Origin of the sequence: Arthrobacter pascens, assembly GCF_017052465.1 — a bacterium.
GTDB classification, from domain to species: Bacteria; Actinomycetota; Actinomycetes; order Actinomycetales; family Micrococcaceae; genus Arthrobacter; species Arthrobacter pascens.
In genome coordinates this window covers 281,154-299,920 of sequence record NZ_JAFHKT010000152.1, presented here as the reverse complement: position 1 = coordinate 299,920, position 18,767 = coordinate 281,154, and the positions used below count along the sequence as shown (strand labels likewise).

The window sequence follows — 18,767 nt, the reverse complement described above, 5'->3', positions numbered from 1 at the left end:
GGGGGCCCCCCCCCCCCCCAAACAAAAAAACAAACACCCCCCACACAAAGGAAAAAGCAAACCACGAGCCCGCCAAAGACAAACAACCCCCCCCCCCCCCCCCACCCCCCCCCCCCAACCCCCCCCCCCCCCCCCACACCACCCCCCCAACAGCGCGCCCCCCCCCCCCGCCCCCCCCCCCGGGCGGCCGGCCGCGCGGCCTGGGCGGGCGCGTCGGGCCGGGGCCGGCGGGAAGGTAACGAGGGTCAGAAGAGGCCCACCGGGTTGCCGTCGTCGTCCACGTCCATCCTCATGGCGGCCGGAACGGCCGGCAGGCCGGGCATGGTCATCACGGCGCCGGTCAGGGCCACGATGAAGCCGGCTCCGGTTTTGGGGATGAGGTCGCGCACGTGGATGGTGAAGCCCTTGGGCGCGCCCAGCCGCGAGGCGTCGTCCGTGAACGAGTACTGGGTCTTGGCCATGCAGACCGGCAGCCCGGACCAGCCGTTTTTCTCAATGTCCGCGAGCCGCCTCAACGCCGGCACGGAGAAGTCGACGCCGTCCGCGCCATAGATTTCCTGCACAATCGTCCGGATCTTGTCCTCCACAGACAGCTCCAGCGGATACAGGTGCCGGAAGGAGCCCGGGCCGGCCACGGCTGCCGCCACCTTGGCTGCCAGCTCGTCGCCGCCATCGCCCCCGCCGCCGCGGCCCCAGACATCCGCCGCCGCGGCCTGGATGCCTTCGCCGGCGCACCAGTCCAGGAGCCAGTCGAGTTCCTCCTGCGTGTCGGAGGCGAACCTGTTGATGGCCACCACGGGGGTGACGCCGAACTTCTCCACATTCCGGACATGCCGGCGCAGGTTGGCCACGCCGGCCGCCAGTGCCTCCACGTTCGGCTTCTGGAGCCGGTCCTTGGCAACGCCGCCGTGCATCTTGAGGGCCCGCACCGTGGCCACCACGACGACGGCGGAGGGCGCCACATCCGCGACGCGGGCCTTGATGTCCATGAACTTTTCGGCCCCGAGATCAGCGCCGAAGCCTGCTTCCGTCACCACGATGTCAGCAAGCCTGCGCGCGGTCTGGGTTGCGATGAGCGAGTTGCAGCCGTGGGCAATGTTGGCGAACGGGCCGCCATGGACCAGTGCCGGGGTCCCCGCGATCGTCTGCACCAGATTAGGCCTGATGGCGTCCTTCAGCAGCAGGGTCAGTGCGCCCTGCACGCCCAGGTCGCCGACGGTGACAGGGGTCCGGTCGTAGGTGTATCCGAAGGTGATGCGGCCCAGCCGTTCGCGCAGATCTGCCACGCCCGCAGCGAGGCAGAACACCGCCATGATCTCCGACGCCACGGTGATGTCGAACCCGTCCTGGCGCGGGATGCCCTGGGTGGGGCCGCCAAGCCCGATCACTACTTCCCGGAGGGCGCGGTCATTCATGTCCAGTACCCGCTTGAACGTCATGCGGCGCGGGTCGATGTTCAGCTCGTTGCCCTGGTAGATGTGGTTGTCCACCAGGGCCATGAGCGCGTTGTTGGCCGACGTCACGGCGTGGAAGTCGCCGGTGAAGTGCAGGTTGATCTCGTCCATGGGCACCACCTGGGAGTATCCGCCGCCCGTGGCCCCTCCCTTCATGCCCAGGATCGGGCCGAGCGACGGCTCACGCAGTGCGATCATCACCTTGTGGCCGGCCTTTGTTAGCGAGTCGGCGAGCCCCACCGTCGTGGTGGATTTTCCTTCGCCCGCCGGCGTGGGCGACATCGCCGAGACCAGAACCACCTTCCCCGAAGGTGGCCCGGCAGACAGCTTCGCCGGATCGATCTTCGCCTTGTAGCGGCCATAGAGTTCCACCGCCTCAACATCAATACCGGCGGCGGCTGCGACCTCCTCGATGGGACGCAGCACGGCGTTGCGGGCTATCGCGAGGTCACTCAAGGGGCTGTCAGACATCGTCGTCCTCCATCGTCGGGGCTAAAACAGGCAGCGCTCAGCCGGTGAGCCGCGGGGCATAGCCGGCAGGCACCGTGCTTCCGGCCGCAAATTCCTCGACGGCGGCGTGGTAGCTCTCCAGCGTTATGGCAGCCGTGCGCTGCCAGCCGGAGCTCTGCGCATGGACGGCCGCCGCACGGCCCATGTCCTCCCTGGTGGCGGGATCGTCGTAGAGGGCTTCGAGCGCATCTGCCCAGTCGGCTGCGCGGTGGCCGTCCACGAGCAGCCCGGTGCGGTTGTCGTAGATGGCACGGGAGAGGCCTCCCACCCTGGTGGCCACCACCGGCGTGCCGCAGGCCTGGGCCTCCAGCGCCACGAGACCGAAGGATTCACTGTACGAGGGCATCACCACGACGTCGGCCGCGCGGAACCACGCCGCAAGCTCAGGCGGAGCGACCGGCGGATGGTGTGTAACGACGTCGTCCAGTCCCGCGGCGGTGACCAGCGACTTCAGGTTGAAGTCCTTCGCGCCGCTCAGTGCTCCCAGAATGGTCAGCTTCAGGTCGATGTCCGGACGGCGTTCGCGGAGCAGTGCGGCCGCCTTCACCAGGATCTGCGGACCCTTGAGGCGCTGGATCCGGCCGGCAAACAGCAGATGGAACGTGCCGGGCCCGACGCTGTGCTGGGAGCGGGCGCGGCTGCGGAAGGCGGGGGTGAAGACGGAGAGGTCGACGCCCGGGGGAGCGACGTCGATGTGGTCGAAGTCGGCGTTGTAGTGCGACACGAGTTCGGCGGCTTCGGCGGTGGTGTTGGCAATGAGCCTCGTCGTCCCGTCGACGATGTGGTGCTCGCCCAGTTCGCGCCGGCGCGGTTCGGGCTTTTCCCCGGACTGCAGCAGGAGGTTCTTGACCTTGGCCATGGTGTGCATGGTGTGGACCAGCGGCACCCCCCACAGCGTGGACAGCTCAAGCCCGGCCACACCGGACACCCAGTAGTGGGAATGGATGATGTCGTATCGCCCGTGGGGCTGGCGCTCGCGGATCCGCTCGATTTCGGCGACCATGCTGTGCAGCAGTTCCGGCAGCTCTTCCTTCGGCAGCTTCCGCGGCGGCCCGGCCAGGACGTTGTGGACGCACACGCCGGGGTCCGGATGTTCGACGGCGGGCTGGCTGGCGTCCGTGGACCGGGTAAAGATCTCCACTTCCACGCCGTTTTCGGCCAGGGCGGAGGCCAGGCCCCGGATATACACATTCATGCCGCCGGCATCACCGGAACCGGGCTGTTCCATCGGAGAGGTGTGCAGGGACAGGAAGGCCACACGCTTGATCGCGGTCATGGCTCTCCTCTCGGTCTACGCGAACGCATCCTTCCGGGCGCCACAGCGGCGCCCAACCGGGAACTGCATCCGGTAAAACACTACTCCTCAAGCGCCCTCGCATTCATGGCTCCCGCGCTGTTGCCAACGTTGCGGCGGTGCACCGAAGCCCTGACAGGCAACGGGGCCTCAGTCGGGGCCCCGTTGCCTGGGTTCACGCGCCTGGTCTCACGCGCCTGGTCTCACACGCCTGGTCTCATACGCCTGGTCTCATACGCCGAGCTGGTTGCGCACCGCAGCCTGCACGGCGTCGCGCATCGGAGTAACGGGCCGGCGGATGAGCCGGCTGAGGTCGCCGCTGGTCACGAGCAGGTCGCCCCGGGCAATGCCGAGGTCGCTGTCCGCCAGAATGGCCGCGTAGGCCTCCGGCAGGCCGGCGTCCACCAGCACCTGCGTGTACTGCTCCGCCGGCAGGTCCTGGTACGTCACCGGCCGCCCGGCCGCGGCACTGACTTCGCCGGCCAGCTCGGACAGGGTGAACGGTACGTCGCCGCCGAGCTCGTAGACCTTCCCCTCCTGGCCCTCGCTGACCAGCACGGCAGCGGCGGCCTCGGCGTAATCTGCCCGGGCGGCGGCACTGACACGGCCGTCACCTGCACTGCCGAGCACGGCCCCGTGCTGGAGCTGAACGGAGACCTGGTCGGTGTAATTCTCGAGATACCAGCCGTTGCGGAGCAACGCGAAGGGGACGCCGGAATCGCGGAGCGCGTTTTCCGTGGCCTGGTGTTCCGCGGCCAGCTGCATGGCGGTGCTGTCGGCGTTGGCGACGCTGGTGTAGGCGATCAGGCTGACGCCGGCCTCCTTGGCCGCCTCGATCGCGTTCCGGTGCTGGGAGAGCCGCTGGCCTACCTCATTGCCGGAAACCAGCAGCACCTTCTCGGCGCCCGCAAACGCCTGGCGCAGGGACCCGGCGTCGTCATAGTCGAGCCGGCGCACCTGGACGCCGCGCTCGGCGAGATCGGCGATCTTGGCCAGATCGCGGCCGCCCGCGACGATCTGCCCGGCGGGAACATTGCGGCTGAGGAGGGATTCGACGACGAGGCGGCCGAGCTGGCCGGTGGCTCCGGTGATGACGATGGTCATGGTGGTTCCTTTCACGGGTGGATGACTGTCACCTGTGCCAACATCACCTCCTGCCGCTTACTTCCCGAAAGAGAGTACGCACTTTAAGGTAAGGTACTGATATGAAAGTAAGTACCCAGGAGGCGGCGCCCGCTTTCCCGTTTGCGGACGGGATCTTTCCCGCGGGATGCCCCAGCAGAATCGTTCTGGACCACGTCACCAGCAAATGGGGCGTCCTGATCCTGGTGGCGCTGTTCGAGGGGCCGCAGCGCTGGAGTGACCTGCGCCGGCGGGCTGAAGGCATCAGCGAGAAAATGCTGGCCCAGACGTTGAAGACCCTGGAGGCGGACGGGTTCGTGCGCCGCGAGGCGCAGCCGATCATTCCTCCCCGGGTGGATTACAGCCTGACCGTCAGCGGCCAGGAGCTGGCCGCGCTGCTGCTGCCGCTGGTCTCCTGGATCGCGGGTCACGCTGACACTATCGTCGGGCGGTCAGCGCGGAAAGCAGCAGGCGCGGGGGACTAGGCGGACCTGCGCCAAAGCCCCGCGAGGGCGGGGAATGCGGCCTCGTATCCGGACAAGAGCTGGGCCGCGAGCTGCGCGGACCCCACCAGCGGGTGTACCGCGAAGGCATCCAGCGCGGCCTGCCGGTCGCCGTGGCTGGCCGCCCGGACGGCCAGCAGCTCCACGCGCTTCACGCGCTGCATGAGCTCCAACTGCGGCCCGGCGGGCAGGTCCTGCGGGATGGGTTCCGCGCCCGCGGCGGTCACCGTGCAGGGAATTTCGACGACGGCGTCTGCCGGCAGCCCCGGAATCGCCGGCTCCGGAGCGCCCTCTCCAGTAACGCCCTGCCGGGTAGCAGCCGCGTTCCGTGTGTTGAGGATGAGCTGGGTGCCGCCCGCCCCGGCCGGGGAATCCGCCCCTCCGCCTGTGAGTGCCCGCATCACTGCCAGCGCCACCTGCTCGTAGCCGCCGCCGGCAAGGTCCTCGGCATCGCGTGCCTCGTCGCCGGTGCGGGCTTCGGCCAGGTAGCCCTCCTCCCGGGCCCGGCGGGCGGCGTCCCACAAGCCATACGCGGCGGGCCCGGCTGCGGCGAGCCTGGGATACAGCTCGGACTGCTGGCTGTGGATTGACTCGCCGCGGGTGGCGTCCATGGCCCGCATGGCCGAGGCCGCCCGGGCCGTCTCGTAGTAATAGAACAGGTACTCGTTGGGCAGGACCCCGCGTTCCCGCAGGAACGGCTGGGGAAACAGCCGGCCTTCCTCAAAACCCGCCAGCGCGGCGGGATCTGCGAGGAGGTCCGGAAGACGGTCGCGGCCGCCGGACTCCAGACGGTACAGCCAGCCGAGGTGGTTCAGGCCGTAGTAGCCCACGCCGTCGAGCCTTCCGGCCGGCAACGGCGCGCCGGCCGCGCGGGCGGCGCGGTGGACGAGCGCGCTGGCGGAGTCGCAGATACCAATGACTTTCCGTCCCAGCACGGGCACCAGCGCTTCGGTGACCATGCCCGCCGGGTTCGTGAAGTTGACCAGCCAGGCATCCGGGCAGTGCGTCCGCATTTCCCGCGCCAGCTCCAGCATGGCGGGGATGGAGCGCAGCGCATACGAGATGCCGCCCGCCCCGGTGGTTTCCTGGCCCAGCAGCCCCAGATCCTGGGCGACGCGTTCGTCGGCCATCCGCCCCGCTGTCCCGCCCGGCCTGATGGCCGCGAAAACCACATCGGTGCCGGTGAGCGCCTCGCGGAGCGACGTGGTTGCGGTGACGGCCGGGGGATGCACGACGGCGGCGCTGCCGTCCGGCGCGGGGCGCCCCGGCGCCGTGGACGGCGACGTGGGCATGGAGCGCAGCACCGCGGTCATGGCCGCGAGGCGGCCGGGATCGACGTCGAACAGCACCAGTTCCCGGACCAGCCCGGCATAGGGGCCGGAGCAGAGCGCCCGGTACACGAGGGGAACCCGGAATCCGCCGCCACCGGCAATCATGAGCCGCATGGAAGGGAGTCTATCCGGCAACGCGGTCCGGCCACCCCGGGGCGCCGATGGCGGGACAGCCCGTTCCGGCACGTCCCATACCCCCAGATTTCGGGGTTCCAACCCCAAGGCACACGGCGTAGTGTGCCGAACATGGATGCGATTCCCGCAGGCCGCTTCGATCCGCTCGCCGCCGTCCGTACGCCAACGGCCGGAGGCTTTGACCTGCTGCTGGCCGGCACCGTGTTCCAGGACATCATTTTCACGGGACTGCCGCACGCGCCGCAGCCCGGGACCGAAATCTGGAGCGAGGGAATGGGAAGCTGCCCCGGCGGCGTGGCGAACCAGGCCATCGCAGCGGCACGGCTGGGGCTGCGGACCGGGCTGGCAGCTGCCTTCGGCGACGACGGCTACGGCGACTACAACTGGAAGATCCTCGCCGGGCAGGAGCACGTTGACCTGTCCCTGTCCCGGCGCGTTGCGGGCTGGCACTCCCCGGTGACGGTTTCCCTCAGCGTGGACCACGACCGCTCCATGGTGACCCACGGCCATCCCGCTCCCGTGACGCCGTCCGAACTGATCGGGGAGCAGCCGCCGCCCGCCCTCGCGGCGGTGGCGGACCTGGGCCACGAACTGGAACCGTGGGCTCTCGCGGCCCACTCCGACGGCGTGAAACTCTTTGGCGATGTGGGCTGGGACCCCAGTGGCGAGTGGTCGCAGACGCGCCTGGACAACCTACAGTACTTCTATGCCTTCATGCCCAACCAGCGTGAAGCCATGGCCTTCACCGGCAAGGAGAATCCGTGGGCCGCGCTGTACTCCCTGGCGGACCGTGTGCCCGTGGCCGTGGTGACCCTCGGGCAACAGGGAGCCATGGCCGTCGACTCGGAGACCGGCGAGGAGGAATGGGTGCCGTCGCTGCCGGTGACCGCGTATGACCCCACCGGGGCGGGGGACTGCTTTGGCGCGGCGTTCGTCGTCGGCTGCCTGGCAGGGTGGCCGCTGGGGGACCGGCTGCGCTTTGCCAACCTGTGCGCCGCGCTCGCCGTGCAGGAAGTGGGGGGCTCGCTCGCGGCGCCGGGCTGGGGCGACATCGCCGACTGGTGGAAACGTGCCAACGCCAGGCCGGAACGCCGCGGCAGCCAGTGGCTGCGGCGCTATGCCTTCCTGTCAGACATCGTTCGGGACGTGCCCCCGGAAGCCCAGCGGCGGGCGGCCGCCACGATCGCGCATCTGTCCGACGCCTAAGACGCGCCGCCTAGGACGCCGGCCCCACCGGCCCGGCACCCCACCGCCCCGGCCGGAATTATCCGGCCCCGGACGCCAGCACTAGAATCACTAGGGTGACATACCCCGCAGCAACAGGTGACCTCCCCCCGGCAGCAGGGCCGGTGCCGCCCCCTTCGCAGGAACGGTCCTCCCAGGAACGGTCCGCCATCGTCGACCTCGAAGCCATCCGCCACAACGTCCGCCGGCTCGCTGCGGCCGCCGAACCGGCCAAGGTCATGGCGGTCGTCAAGGCCGACGCCTACGGACACGGCGCCGTCCCGGTGGCCCGCGCGGCCCTTGAGGCGGGCGCAAGCTGGCTGGGCGTCGCCCACATCTCCGAGGCGCTGGCCCTCCGCGCAGCCGGCATCGACGCGCCGCTGCTCGCCTGGCTGCACACCCCCGAGAGCAACTTCGGTGCGGCGGTGGCCGCCGGCGTCGACATCGGATGCTCGGGCTGGGAGCTGGAACGGATCGTGGCCGCTGCCCGGGAGCAGGAGCGGCCCGCGCGCGTGCACCTCAAAGTGGACACGGGCCTGGGCCGGAACGGCGCCCCCGTGGAAGTGTGGGACCGCCTCGTGGGCGAAGCCGTGGAATACCAGGACCAGGGCCTGCTGCGCGTGGTGGGCATCTTCTCGCACCTCGCCGTGGCCGATGAACCCGAGCGGCCGGAAACCGACGACCAGCTCGCGGCCTTCCGCGAAGTACTGGCCATCGCCGAGGACGCCGGGGTGGACCCGGAAGTCCGGCACCTGGCGAACACCCCGGCCACGCTGTCCCGGCCGGACACCCACTTTGACCTCGTCCGCGTGGGCATAGGCATCTACGGCCTCTCACCCTTCGAGGGGCAGACATCCGCCGAACTGGGGCTCCGCCCGGCGATGACCTTGCGCACCGTGGTGTCCCACTGCAAGGACGTCCCGTCGGGCCAGGGCGTTTCCTACGGCTTCAACTACCACACCTCCGGCGCCAGCACGCTGGGACTCATCCCGCTCGGCTATGCGGACGGGATTCCCCGCGTGGCCACCGGCGGCCCGGTGCGGGTGGAGGGCGTGACCTACCCGGTGGTGGGCAGGATCGCCATGGACCAGATGGTGATCGACCTCGGCCCGCGGCACGTCTCCGAGGGCGGCCACAGTGTCCTGGGGGCCGAGGCGCAGCTCTTCGGCGACGGTGCCGACGGCGGCCCCACCGCCGACGACTGGGCGCGCGCCGCCGGCACCATCAACTACGAGATCGTCACGCGGATCAGCCCCCGCGTGCCCCGCACCTTCATCAACGAAACGCCGGCGCCGTGAGCCTGCCGGCAGCCACGGACGCACCCCGCTGGGTCCGGGCCCTGACAGTCACGACGGCGGAGCAGACCCATGCGCTCGGCGCGGCGCTCGCCGAGGTGCTTCGGGCAGGGGACCTGCTGGTCCTCACCGGTGAACTGGGCGCCGGCAAGACGACGTTCACCCAAGGCCTGGGGGAGGGCCTGGGCGTGCGGGAAGGCATCATTTCGCCCACGTTCGTGCTGGTCAGGATCCATCCCAACCTTCCCGACGGTCCTCATCCCGGCGGTCCCGACCTGGTCCACGTGGACGCCTACCGGCTGGGATCGGCATCGGAAATCGATGATATCGACCTCGAAAACACCTTGGACTCATCCGTCACCGTGGTGGAGTGGGGGCGCGACCGCGTGGAGCACCTGAGTGACAGCCGTCTTGAGGTGGAACTGCACCGTTCCACCGGAAACGGGGCAGCCGGCGGAACGCGGGAGGCGGACGGTGTCCTGGACTTCGATGCCGAGGACGACGACGAGCCCCGCACCATCATTATCCGCGGCTTCGGCCCGCGCTGGGCCGACCAGCCGACCCTGAACCTGGCATCCGAAGGGACCCCCTGATGCTCATCCTTGCCATCGATACCTCCGCCGTGGCCAGTGCCGCGCTGGTTTCCGACGACGCGCTCGAAGGAGTGGTGGGCAGCTTCTCCACCGAAGACACGCGCAGCCACGCCGAGGTCCTCGCCCCGGGCATCGAGAAGCTGCTGGCCGAGTCCGACGTCACGGGTGCGGACATTGACGCCATCGTCGTCGGCGTAGGGCCGGGGCCGTTCACCGGGCTCCGCTCCGGGATTGCCACGGCCAGGACGCTCGCCTTTGCGTGGGGGAAGCCGCTGCACGGGCTGATGAGCCTGGATGCCGTCGCCTTGGAAGTGGCTGAGTCCACGGAGGCCCCGCGGGAGTTCCTGGTGGCCACCGACGCCCGGCGCAAAGAGGTGTACTGGGCCCGGTACACGCTGCAGGAGGGCCAGCTCCCCAAGCTCGTGGACGGGCCGCACGTTGGCTTCGCCGCCGATCTTCCAGACCTGCCCGCCTACGGCGCCGGCGCCGGCCTCTACGCGGACGTCCTGCGGGCTGACCCGGACTTCAGCGCGGAGCAGCCGGATGCGCTGTACCTGGGGCAGTTCGCCCTGGTGCGGCTGGCGGGGGGAGGGGAACTCCTTGACTCCACGCCCCTCTACCTCCGGGAATCCGATGCGCAGGTCCCCGGCCCCCGGAAGCGCGCCCTGTGAGCGGCCTGTCCGGAGAGGGCACGCTGATCGGCCCGGGCGTATCGGTGCGCGACATGGTTGCGGCCGACATTGCGGCTGTCCATGAGCTGGAAGTGCGGCTCTTTCCCGTGGACGCCTGGCCGCTGGAGATGTTCGTGAGCGAACTGGAGCAGCCCGAGACCCGCCGCTACCTCGTCGCAGAGGCACGGGGCGGCATCGTCGGCTACGCCGGGGTGATGTGCATCGAGCCGGTCGCGGACGTCCAGACCATCGCCGTCGTCCCCGAGTATGAAGGCAGGGGCATCGGAACCGCCTTGCTTACGGAACTCATCAGCGAGGCCCGGCGGCGCGGCGCAGCCGATGTGCTGCTTGAAGTGCGGGCCGACAACCCCCGTGCGCAGCAGCTCTACCGCCGGTTCGGATTCGAGCAGATCCATGTGCGGCGCAAGTACTACCGCGACGGCGTCGACGCCCTGATCATGAGGCTCGAGCTCGCCGGTGTCCTCGCGGTGCACCAGGACATCGTGCAGAAGGACACCGTGCAAGAGGACACCGGACAACCCGGCGCCGGACAGCACGGCCAGACCACCCCCACGGAGGCAGACCAGCAATGAACCGTTCCCAGCCGCTTGTGCTCGGCATCGAGTCCTCCTGCGACGAAACCGGCGTCGGGATCGTCCGGGGAACGGACCTCCTGACCAACACCGTGTCCTCCTCGATGGACGAGCACGTCAGGTTCGGCGGCGTCATCCCGGAGATTGCCTCCCGCGCACACCTCGATGCCTTCGTGCCGACGCTGCAGGCAGCGCTCGCGGAGGCCGACGTGACCCTGGACGACATCGACGCCATCGCCGTCACGTCCGGTCCGGGGCTGGCCGGGGCTCTGATGGTGGGCGTGTGCGCGGCAAAGGCCCTCGCCGTGGCCACGGGAAAGCCGCTGTACGCCATCAACCACCTCGTGGCGCACGTGGGCGTCGGGCTGCTGGACGCACGAGCCGAGAACCTGCTGCCCGAGAATCTCGGCGCATTGCTGGTCTCCGGCGGCCACACCGAAATCCTGCGGATCCGGCGCATCACCGACGACGTCGAGATGCTCGGTTCCACGATTGACGACGCCGCAGGGGAAGCGTACGACAAGGTGGCGCGGATCCTTGGCCTGGGCTATCCCGGCGGTCCCGCCATTGACCGGCTTGCCCGCGAGGGCAACGCCAAGGCGATCCGCTTCCCGCGGGGACTCACCCAGCCCAAGTACATGGGCACCGCGGAGGAGCCCGGCCCGCACCGCTACGACTGGTCCTTCAGCGGGTTGAAAACCGCCGTGGCCCGCTGCGTGGAGCAGTTTGAGGCGCAGGGCGAAGCCGTCCCCGTGGCGGACATAGCGGCGGCATTCCAGGAAGCGGTGGTGGACGTCATCACGTCCAAGGCGGTCCTTGCCTGCCGGGAGCAGGGCATCACCAACGTCCTGCTAGGCGGCGGCGTGGCGGCCAATTCGCGGCTCCGCCAGCTCACGGAACAGCGCTGCTCCGCCGCGGGCATCACGCTGCACGTCCCTCCGCTGGGTCTCTGCACGGACAACGGGGCGATGGTGGCGGCGCTCGGCGCGCAGCTGGTCATGGCGGGGATCGAGCCCAGCGGCATCTCCTTTGCCCCGGATTCGTCCATGCCCGTGACCACCGTGTCAGCGCCGGCGCCGGAACCGGTCAGAACGGCTGCCCGGGCCTAGCAAGCGGACTCAATCGGGAGACGGAACAAGCGTACGGTTGAGTTGTGAACGCCGTTATCGATCACCTGGTCATCGCCGCGGATTCGCTGGAACAGGGCGCAGCCTGGTGCGCGGCAACGTTCGGCGTTCAGCCTTCCGGTGGTGGCAAGCACCCGTTGATGGGTACTCACAACCGAGTGATTACCATCAGCAGCGAGAGCTTCCCCGACTGCTATCTCGAGGTCATCGCGATCGATCCCGACGCACCGGCGCCGGGTAGGCCGCGCTGGTTCGGGCTCGACCACCCCGAGGTGCGCGAGGCTGTCCGCGAATCCCCCCGGCTGGTGCACGCAGTGGCGCGCACCCGCAAGATCGAGATGCTGCGCCGGGACCTTGCCAACTTTGCCCTCAACCCTGGCGAGTTGCTGGCGGCGCAGCGGGACACGCCTGACGGACTGTTGAAGTGGCGAATCACAGTCCGCGACGACGGCCGCGCTGAATGCGCAGGCGCGCTGCCCAGCTTGATCGAGTGGGAAGGGCAACATCCCTGTGCCCACATGCCCTTCACCGATGTGGCGCTGCAGGGCCTGGTGCTGCGCGGCGTTCCGACCGAGGCGGTCGACGTGCTGAAGCTTCCGGCCGTGCACACGAGCCCGATCGCGGCTGTGCAGAACGCACCGCTCACCGCGACACTGAAATCGCCGCGTGGCCGTGTTGTGCTCGATGCGTGGCACTTCGGAAGCTGAACAGTGCTGAAGCCGGCAGAGGGCGGGCGGGGAGACACGGCCTAAGCCGTGGGACCGTTCCGCATCTGCTTCACCAGGTCCAGCACCACGGCCTGGAGGTTTCCGCCGTTCTCGGCGGCCACACGGCGCTGGCGCTGGTACCCCGCCCCGCGGCTGATGATTTTCTCGACGTCGGCCAGCTCATCCGGGCAGCCGAGCTTCGCGGCGATGGGCTCGAGCCGGTTCAGCGTTTCGAGCACGTGGTCGGTGACCAGCTGCTCGTTGCCTTGCGCGTCCAGGATGATGATGGCCTCCATCCCGTACCGGGCGGCGCGCCACTTGTTTTCCTGGACGTGCCACGGCGGCATCGTGGGAATGCTGCCGCCGTTGTCCAGCGTGGTGGAGAACTCGTGGACCAGGCACTGGGTGAGCGCGGCCACGGCGCCCACCTCCTCCAGCGTCGCCAGCCCGTCGCAGATCCGCATCTCGATGGTGCCCAGGTTCGGCACCGGCCGGATGTCCCAGCGGATCTCGGACAGCGTGTCGATCACACCCGTGGTGAACATGTCCTGGACGTAGGACTCGTATTCTTCCCAGGTGGGGAACTGGAAGGGCAACCCGGCCGTGGGCAGCTGCTGGAACATGAGGGCGCGCTGGGAGGCGTAACCGGTGTCTTCGCCGCCCCAGAACGGGCTCGAGGCGGACAGCGCCTGGAAGTGCGGGAAATAGTTGACCAGGCCGTCCAGCACCGGGAGCACCTTGTCCCGCCGGTCGAGCCCCACATGGACGTGGACGCCGTAGATCACCATCTGGCGGCCCCACCACTGCGTGCGGTCGATCAGCTTGGCGTACCGTTCCTTGTCCGTGACGGTCTGCAGCTGCGGAGGGCTGAAGGGGTGGCTGCCTGCGGAGAAGACCTCAACGCCCATCGGGTCCGTGACTTCGCGGACGGCGGCAAGGGACCTGTTCAGGTCCTCCTTCGCTTCGGCAGCGGTTTCGCAGATCCCGGTGACAAGCTCCACCGTGTTCAGCAGCAGTTCCTGCTTGATGTGCGGGTGTTCGTCGTCCTCGTTCAGCTCCGGGTGCTTCGCGGCCACGCCACGCAGGACCTGGTTCGCCACGGAGGCAAGTTCACCGGTCTGCGCATCAACCAGTGCGAGCTCCCATTCCACACCAAGAGTTGATTGCCGGGATGAAGCGAAATCAATCTTCATGCGTTCCTCTCGCTGTTCTGCTGTCCGGGTGCTGGCCGTTTCTGGCAGAACGGCTGGCAGGTGAACGGTCTTTCAAGTCTAGTGCAGGGGTACCATCGGGATGATGGCCTGGCTACAGAGAGCGCGTGACAGTTTTCACAACACGGCTTCCGCCAACCCCGCCAATAACCGACGCAACAACAGGCAAGCCATGGCTGCGGCAGCCCTGGCGGTGCTGCTCGCGTCGGCATCCTGCACGCCCCCGCCGCCTGCTGCACCGGAGACGTCCAGTTCCGCCGCGACGCCCAGTCCAACCCCCAGCACCAGGCAACAGCGGTCGACGACGGCGCCCCCGCTGCCGGCAACCCCGCCGAAGACGGCGGCCGGGAAGGGCGCTGCGCCCCTGGGGTGGGGGCCGCAGCAGCGCGACCAGGATGCGGCGGCCGCAGCCGTGAAGCGCATGACGCTGAGCGAGAAGGCCGGGCAGGTGCTGCTGCCGTTCTACACAGGCCTGCGCCACGAAACCCAGGCGGCCACCGTGGAGCGGCTGCATCTTGCGGGCTCCATCATCATGGGCGACAACGTGCCCCGTAATTCTGCCGGCCTCGTGGACGTCCGCGGCATGGCCGCCGCCACCAGGAGACTGGGGGAGGCATCCCGGTCCGGCGGCAGGACATGGACCGGCCTGATTGCCGTGGACCAGGAAGGGGGAATGGTGTCCAGGCTGGGCGCCCCGCTCACCCGATGGCCGGCGCCCATGAGCTACGGGGCAGCCCGGAGCGTGCCGCTGGCAACCGAGGCGGGCAAGGCCCTGGCCGGGGAACTCGCCGCCCTCGGGTTTACCGTGGACTTCGCTCCGACCGCCGACACCACCGTTGGCCCGGCCGACCCCACCATCGGCGCCCGTTCCATGTCTTCCGACCCTGCGGCGGCTGGAAACCTGAGTGTCGGCTTCTCCCGCGGCATGCTGGCGGCCGGTGTGCTGTCCTCCGTCAAGCATTTCCCCGGGCACGGTTCCGTGACCGTCGACTCCCACAAGGACCTGCCGGTCCAGAAGGCCACGGCGGCGCAGCTGAAGGCCCGGGACTGGAAGCCATTCCAGGCTGCCATCGCCGCAGGTTCCCCGATGATCATGACCGGACACATCGCTGTCCCCGCCCTTGAACCGGGCGTCCCCGCGTCCCTGTCCAAGGCAAGCTACGCAGCGCTGCGGGGGATGGGGTTCAAAGGAGTAGCCGTCACGGACGCCCTGAACATGAAGGCCGTGAGCGCCCGGTATCCCCGGGGCTCCGAGGCCCCGGCGGCACTTGCCGCCGGCGCGGACCTGCTGCTGATGCCGGCCGACGTAAACGCGGCCCACGCCGCCATCGTCAACGCCGTTGCTGCCGGAAAGCTGCCGCTGCCCCGGCTGGAGGAAGCTGCCCGCCGCGTGGTGACGATGATGATCTGGCGCGCCCGGACTGACGCCCGGCAGCACCGGCCAGCCCCGGGCAGTGCGGAGACCCTTTCGGCGAAGGTATCGGCCGCGGCGGTGACCGTTCTTTCCGGCCCGTGCCGGGGGCCGCTGGTGCCCGGCCGCCTCCGCCTGTCGGGCGGGACGGCGCTGGACCGGGCGTACTTTGCCGCCGCCGCGAGGGACGCGGGCATCACGCTCGGCGCGGGCCCGCTGGTGAGCCTCATCGGCTACGGGGGCGCTCCGGCGGGCGGAGACATCGCCGTGGCCCTTGATGCGCCCTGGCCGCTGGCCCGCTCATCCGCGCCCACGAAGGTGGCACTTTTCGGACGGACGCCGGGGGCCTTCAAGGCGCTGCTGGCCGTGCTGGCGGGCAAGGCGACGGCCCCCGGCAAGCTGCCGGCCGCCGTCGGGCCTTACCGCCAGGGTTCCGGCTGCCCCTGAGGCCCGCTGAGGGCCAACATTCGGCTGATTCCTTCACAGTCCCGCCCGCCGGGCCGAATGCCCCTTTAATGGAGGGGTGCCGATTCTGAATAAAGACATGACCCTGTGCATCTCGCTCTCGGCCCGGCCGAGCAACAACGGGACCCGCTTCCACAACTACCTGTATGACCAGCTCGGACTGAACTGGATCTACAAAGCCTTCGCGCCAACCGACCTCGCCCAGGCAATCGCCGGCGTCCGCGGCCTCGGCATCAGGGGCTGCGCCGTGTCCATGCCCTACAAGGAAGACGTGATCGCCCTCGTCGACGCCATGGACCCGTCAGCGAAGGCCATCGACTCGGTGAACACCATCGTGAACGACGGCGGCCGCCTCACCGCCTACAACACCGACTACACGGCGATCGAGCAGCTGCTGGAACGCAACGCCGTTTCCAGCGGGTCCTCCGTGCTGCTCCAGGGCGCGGGCGGCATGGCCAAGGCCACCGCGGCAGCCCTGCGGGACGCCGGCTTCCGGAATGTCACGATTGTCGCCCGGAACGAGGCCTCCGGCCGTTCGCTCGCGGACCTCTACGGATTTGAGTGGCGCGCCGAGCTGGGCGACGCCACGGCCGACATGATCATCAACGTCACGCCGATCGGGATGGCCGGGGGCGCCGAAGCCGACTCGCTGTCCTTCCCCCCGGCAGCTGTCGACGCCGCGAAGGTCGTGTTCGACGTCGTGGCCCTGCCGCCGGAGACGCCGCTGATCAAGGCCGGCCGGGCAGCCGGCAAGCAGGTCATCACGGGCGCGGAAGTGGCCACCATCCAGGCGCTGGAGCAGTTCGTGCTGTACACCGGCATCCGCCCCACCGACCAGCAGGTGCGGGACGCCGAGGCGTTCGTTCGCGCCCAGTAGCCGCGCAGGTCCAGCGAGTCGGCTAGACCGGCTCCACGGAGACGGCCACCCGATCGTCACCGATTCTGGTGAGGACCAGGGTGGCTGTCTTCTTGCCGGCCTTCTTCGCGCTGCCCTTACCGGCGGGAAGGAGCTGTTTCCGCAGCTCCTCGGGAGTGACGGACGTGCCGCGCTTCTTGATGTCCAGCACCCCGATGCCGTTCTCCTTCACCCAGGCCTTGAGCCCCTTCACGCTGTACGGCATGACCTCAAGGACCTTGTAGGCCCGGGCGAAGGGCGTGTCCACGGCGTCCGGGGCGCAGATGTAGGCGATGTGTTCGTCCACCAGGTGTCCGCCGAGCTGCACGGCAAGGTCGGCCACGAGACCCGCGCGGATCACGGCGCCGTCGGGCTCGTAGATGTAGCCCTCGACCGGCCCCACGGGCGCCACCGGGCCACCGTCGAAATCCTCCGCGCTGGTGAGCTCCGCAGCCCCCTGGGGACCGAGCAGCAGGGCGGCCCTCCGGATCCCCGGCCGGGCAACCGCGTTGAACCAGAGCGTTACCTCGGTGACGTCGCCGCCCACCGAAACCCACTGGGCCTCGCAGCCGGCGGGGATGGAATCATGCGGCATGCCCGGTCCCATCTTGACGCCCACCGCGAGCCCGGAGGCCGCGAGTGATTCCACGAAGGACAGCGGCGGCGAGAAGGCCTCCGGATCCCAGATCCTCTTGGTCCCGGACGTGGAGGTGGTGCGCCGGGCCGGATCCAGCCATACGCCGTCGGCATCACCGAGGGCAACAGAAGTCGCGTCCGAATGCACCACCGTGGCGTGCGGAAACGGAATGAGGTTGATGGTGGCGCACGCGGCCGTGGTTTCGTCGACCTCCACGGCCGTCACGGCGATATCCAGAGAAGCCAGGGCCATGGAATCCGCGCCCAGGCCGCAGCCGAGGTCGGCCACGTGGCGGATGCCGGCCTGAGCGAAGCGCTGGGCATGCCTGGCCGCCACATTAAGCCGGGTTGCCTGCTCGAGACCGGCCTGGGTGAACAGCATCTGGCGGGCGAATTCGCCGAACTTGGCTTCGGCCTTGGTCCGCAGCCTGGACTGGGTGAGGACTGCAGACACCAGGGCGGGGGAGTGACCCTGCTTCCGAAGGCTTGCATTGAGCGTGAAGGACTGGTCCTCGCGATACGGGCCCAGCGAGGCCAGCAACTGCCATCCTTCTTCGCTGAGGAGCTGTGCGATCTGGTCCTGCGGTGCGTCAGACATGCCCTCAAGCCTAGTGGAGGGCCAGCCGGGGGCTTGCCGATAGGGTGGACTGAATGGACGCCAGTGCAACTCCCAGCCCAGACCAGCCTGCCCGCAACCCTGGCGGCGCGGCCCGGTACGCACACCTGGCCCGGTACGCGCGTCCGGCGCTGATTGCCGGGGTGGCTGTCGCCGTCGTCTGCCTCGTGCTGCTCGTGATCATCTTCCTTCTGGACTCCTTCAACTCAACCGTCTACTCGGTGGGCGGCGAGGACATCAACGACGCAACCGATGAAGCCCGGCAGATCCGGGAGCTGTATTCCGGCGCACGCATCGGAGGCGTGGTCTTCCTGGTCGCGTCGGCGCTGACGGCCGCCGGGGCCGCCGTCGTGCTCGTCCGCCAGCGTAAGAATTCGCCCAAAAGCGACGACGACGGCGGTGAGGACGTCGGGTTCGATGCCCTCACCGGGCGGTGAAACCCGTCCTTTCCAGTGATTCGGCATGTTCACCGCCGATGAACTTCTGGCACTCACCTTGACCGAGTGCTAATCCCTTACATAGAGTCATCGTTAGCACTCTCCCTAGGTGGGTGCTAACACATGAAGAACTGCCAGCCTGGCTGCTGCCGGCACCGCGACGACGGTTTGCACGCATAGGCGCAACAGTTTTCCAGTCCACAAATTTGCTGACGAAAAGGAGAGGTCCGAGTGTCGGTCTCTATTAAGCCTCTTGAGGATCGTATTGTTGTCCGCCCGCTCGAAGCCGAGCAGACCACGGCTTCCGGCCTGGTTATCCCGGACTCCGCGCAGGAGAAGCCCCAGGAAGGCGAAGTTGTTGCAGTTGGCCCCGGCCGCTTCGATGACAACGGCAACCGCGTTCCGGTCGACGTAACCATCGGCGACGTCGTCATCTACTCCAAGTACGGCGGAACTGAAGTCAAGACCGGCGGCGAAGAGTACCTCGTGCTGTCTGCCCGCGACGTTCTGGCGATCGTCGTAAAGTAACTCTTTGGA

18 protein-coding genes are annotated in these 18,767 nt (G+C 68.9%); 12 read left to right on the top strand and 6 right to left on the bottom strand.

Translation table 11 applies throughout. The features are described 5' to 3' along the window. Positions 1-245: 245 nt before the first annotated feature. The 3 genes from JYA52_RS22175 to JYA52_RS22165 all read right to left on the bottom strand — a co-directional run bounded on the left by JYA52_RS22175 (position 246) and on the right by JYA52_RS22165 (position 4,362). Positions 246-1,925: a formate--tetrahydrofolate ligase gene (locus JYA52_RS22175; protein ID WP_205655530.1), complete on the bottom strand. Its 1,680-nt coding sequence runs from the start codon at positions 1,923-1,925 to the stop codon at positions 246-248. Between the two features lie 37 nt (positions 1,926-1,962). Further along, on the bottom strand, positions 1,963-3,240 hold the full coding sequence (gene mshA / locus JYA52_RS22170) for a D-inositol-3-phosphate glycosyltransferase (RefSeq protein WP_205655529.1): 1,278 nt from the start codon (positions 3,238-3,240) through the stop codon (positions 1,963-1,965). A 249-nt stretch (positions 3,241-3,489) separates the two neighbouring features. Then, positions 3,490-4,362 carry an SDR family oxidoreductase gene (locus JYA52_RS22165; protein WP_205655528.1) on the bottom strand — a complete coding sequence of 291 codons (873 nt, stop codon included), beginning with the start codon at positions 4,360-4,362 and terminating at the stop codon, positions 3,490-3,492. Positions 4,363-4,463: 101 nt separating this feature from the next. Here JYA52_RS22165 and JYA52_RS22160 point away from each other — a divergent pair, with 101 nt between their 5' ends. Next, entirely contained in the window at positions 4,464-4,865 is a 402-nt protein-coding gene (locus JYA52_RS22160; RefSeq protein WP_205655527.1) for a winged helix-turn-helix transcriptional regulator, read from the top strand. Here the strand turns inward: JYA52_RS22160 and JYA52_RS22155 are convergent. Beyond that, complete coding sequence (locus JYA52_RS22155; RefSeq protein ID WP_205655526.1) at positions 4,862-6,328, bottom strand: family 4 glycosyl hydrolase; 1,467 nt, start codon at positions 6,326-6,328, stop codon at positions 4,862-4,864. The genes JYA52_RS22160 and JYA52_RS22155 overlap by 4 nt on opposite strands. 132 nt (positions 6,329-6,460) lie before the next feature. Between JYA52_RS22155 and JYA52_RS22150 the strand changes: the two genes are divergently transcribed. The 7 genes from JYA52_RS22150 to JYA52_RS22120 all read left to right on the top strand — a co-directional run bounded on the left by JYA52_RS22150 (position 6,461) and on the right by JYA52_RS22120 (position 12,559). Beyond that, positions 6,461-7,555, top strand: a complete 1,095-nt coding sequence (locus JYA52_RS22150; protein WP_205655525.1) for a PfkB family carbohydrate kinase — start codon at positions 6,461-6,463, stop codon at positions 7,553-7,555. Between the two features lie 95 nt (positions 7,556-7,650). Continuing rightward, positions 7,651-8,871, top strand: coding sequence for an alanine racemase (gene alr, locus JYA52_RS22145; protein ID WP_307869510.1), 1,221 nt, complete (start codon positions 7,651-7,653; stop codon positions 8,869-8,871). Then, the gene (gene tsaE, locus JYA52_RS22140) at positions 8,868-9,461 is read left to right on the top strand and encodes a tRNA (adenosine(37)-N6)-threonylcarbamoyltransferase complex ATPase subunit type 1 TsaE (protein WP_205655524.1); all 594 of its coding nucleotides are present in this window, start codon (positions 8,868-8,870) and stop codon (positions 9,459-9,461) included. The genes alr and tsaE overlap by 4 nt, the downstream gene beginning before the upstream one ends. Beyond that, positions 9,461-10,132: a tRNA (adenosine(37)-N6)-threonylcarbamoyltransferase complex dimerization subunit type 1 TsaB gene (gene tsaB / locus JYA52_RS22135; protein WP_205655523.1), complete on the top strand. Its 672-nt coding sequence runs from the start codon at positions 9,461-9,463 to the stop codon at positions 10,130-10,132. The genes tsaE and tsaB overlap by 1 nt, the downstream gene beginning before the upstream one ends. 53 nt (positions 10,133-10,185) lie before the next feature. Continuing rightward, on the top strand, positions 10,186-10,725 hold the full coding sequence (gene rimI, locus JYA52_RS22130) for a ribosomal protein S18-alanine N-acetyltransferase (RefSeq protein WP_205655556.1): 540 nt from the start codon (positions 10,186-10,188) through the stop codon (positions 10,723-10,725). Further along, positions 10,722-11,834 carry a tRNA (adenosine(37)-N6)-threonylcarbamoyltransferase complex transferase subunit TsaD gene (gene tsaD, locus JYA52_RS22125; RefSeq protein ID WP_205655522.1) on the top strand — a complete coding sequence of 371 codons (1,113 nt, stop codon included), beginning with the start codon at positions 10,722-10,724 and terminating at the stop codon, positions 11,832-11,834. Before rimI ends, tsaD begins: the two co-directional genes overlap by 4 nt. 44 nt (positions 11,835-11,878) lie before the next feature. After that, positions 11,879-12,559: a VOC family protein gene (locus JYA52_RS22120; RefSeq protein WP_205655521.1), complete on the top strand. Its 681-nt coding sequence runs from the start codon at positions 11,879-11,881 to the stop codon at positions 12,557-12,559. A gap of 41 nt (positions 12,560-12,600) precedes the next feature. Here JYA52_RS22120 and JYA52_RS22115 read toward each other — a convergent pair whose 3' ends face one another. Beyond that, positions 12,601-13,752 carry a glutamate--cysteine ligase gene (locus tag JYA52_RS22115; RefSeq protein ID WP_205655520.1) on the bottom strand — a complete coding sequence of 384 codons (1,152 nt, stop codon included), beginning with the start codon at positions 13,750-13,752 and terminating at the stop codon, positions 12,601-12,603. 190 nt (positions 13,753-13,942) lie between these two features. Between JYA52_RS22115 and JYA52_RS22110 the strand changes: the two genes are divergently transcribed. Further along, positions 13,943-15,628, top strand: coding sequence for a glycoside hydrolase family 3 N-terminal domain-containing protein (locus JYA52_RS22110; RefSeq protein ID WP_240460660.1), 1,686 nt, complete (start codon positions 13,943-13,945; stop codon positions 15,626-15,628). 76 nt (positions 15,629-15,704) lie between these two features. Next, positions 15,705-16,523 carry a shikimate 5-dehydrogenase gene (locus JYA52_RS22105; protein ID WP_307869509.1) on the top strand — a complete coding sequence of 273 codons (819 nt, stop codon included), beginning with the start codon at positions 15,705-15,707 and terminating at the stop codon, positions 16,521-16,523. A gap of 22 nt (positions 16,524-16,545) precedes the next feature. On the opposite strand, the gene JYA52_RS22100 is transcribed toward JYA52_RS22105, so the two are convergent. Beyond that, on the bottom strand, positions 16,546-17,775 hold the full coding sequence (locus JYA52_RS22100; protein WP_205655518.1) for a THUMP-like domain-containing protein: 1,230 nt from the start codon (positions 17,773-17,775) through the stop codon (positions 16,546-16,548). A gap of 53 nt (positions 17,776-17,828) precedes the next feature. On the opposite strand from JYA52_RS22100, the gene JYA52_RS22095 reads away from it, so the two are divergent. Both JYA52_RS22095 and groES read left to right on the top strand, forming a co-directional pair. Beyond that, positions 17,829-18,230, top strand: coding sequence for a hypothetical protein (locus JYA52_RS22095; protein ID WP_240460659.1), 402 nt, complete (start codon positions 17,829-17,831; stop codon positions 18,228-18,230). A gap of 231 nt (positions 18,231-18,461) precedes the next feature. Then, entirely contained in the window at positions 18,462-18,758 is a 297-nt protein-coding gene (gene groES, locus JYA52_RS22090; protein WP_205655517.1) for a co-chaperone GroES, read from the top strand. Positions 18,759-18,767: the final 9 nt, after the last annotated feature.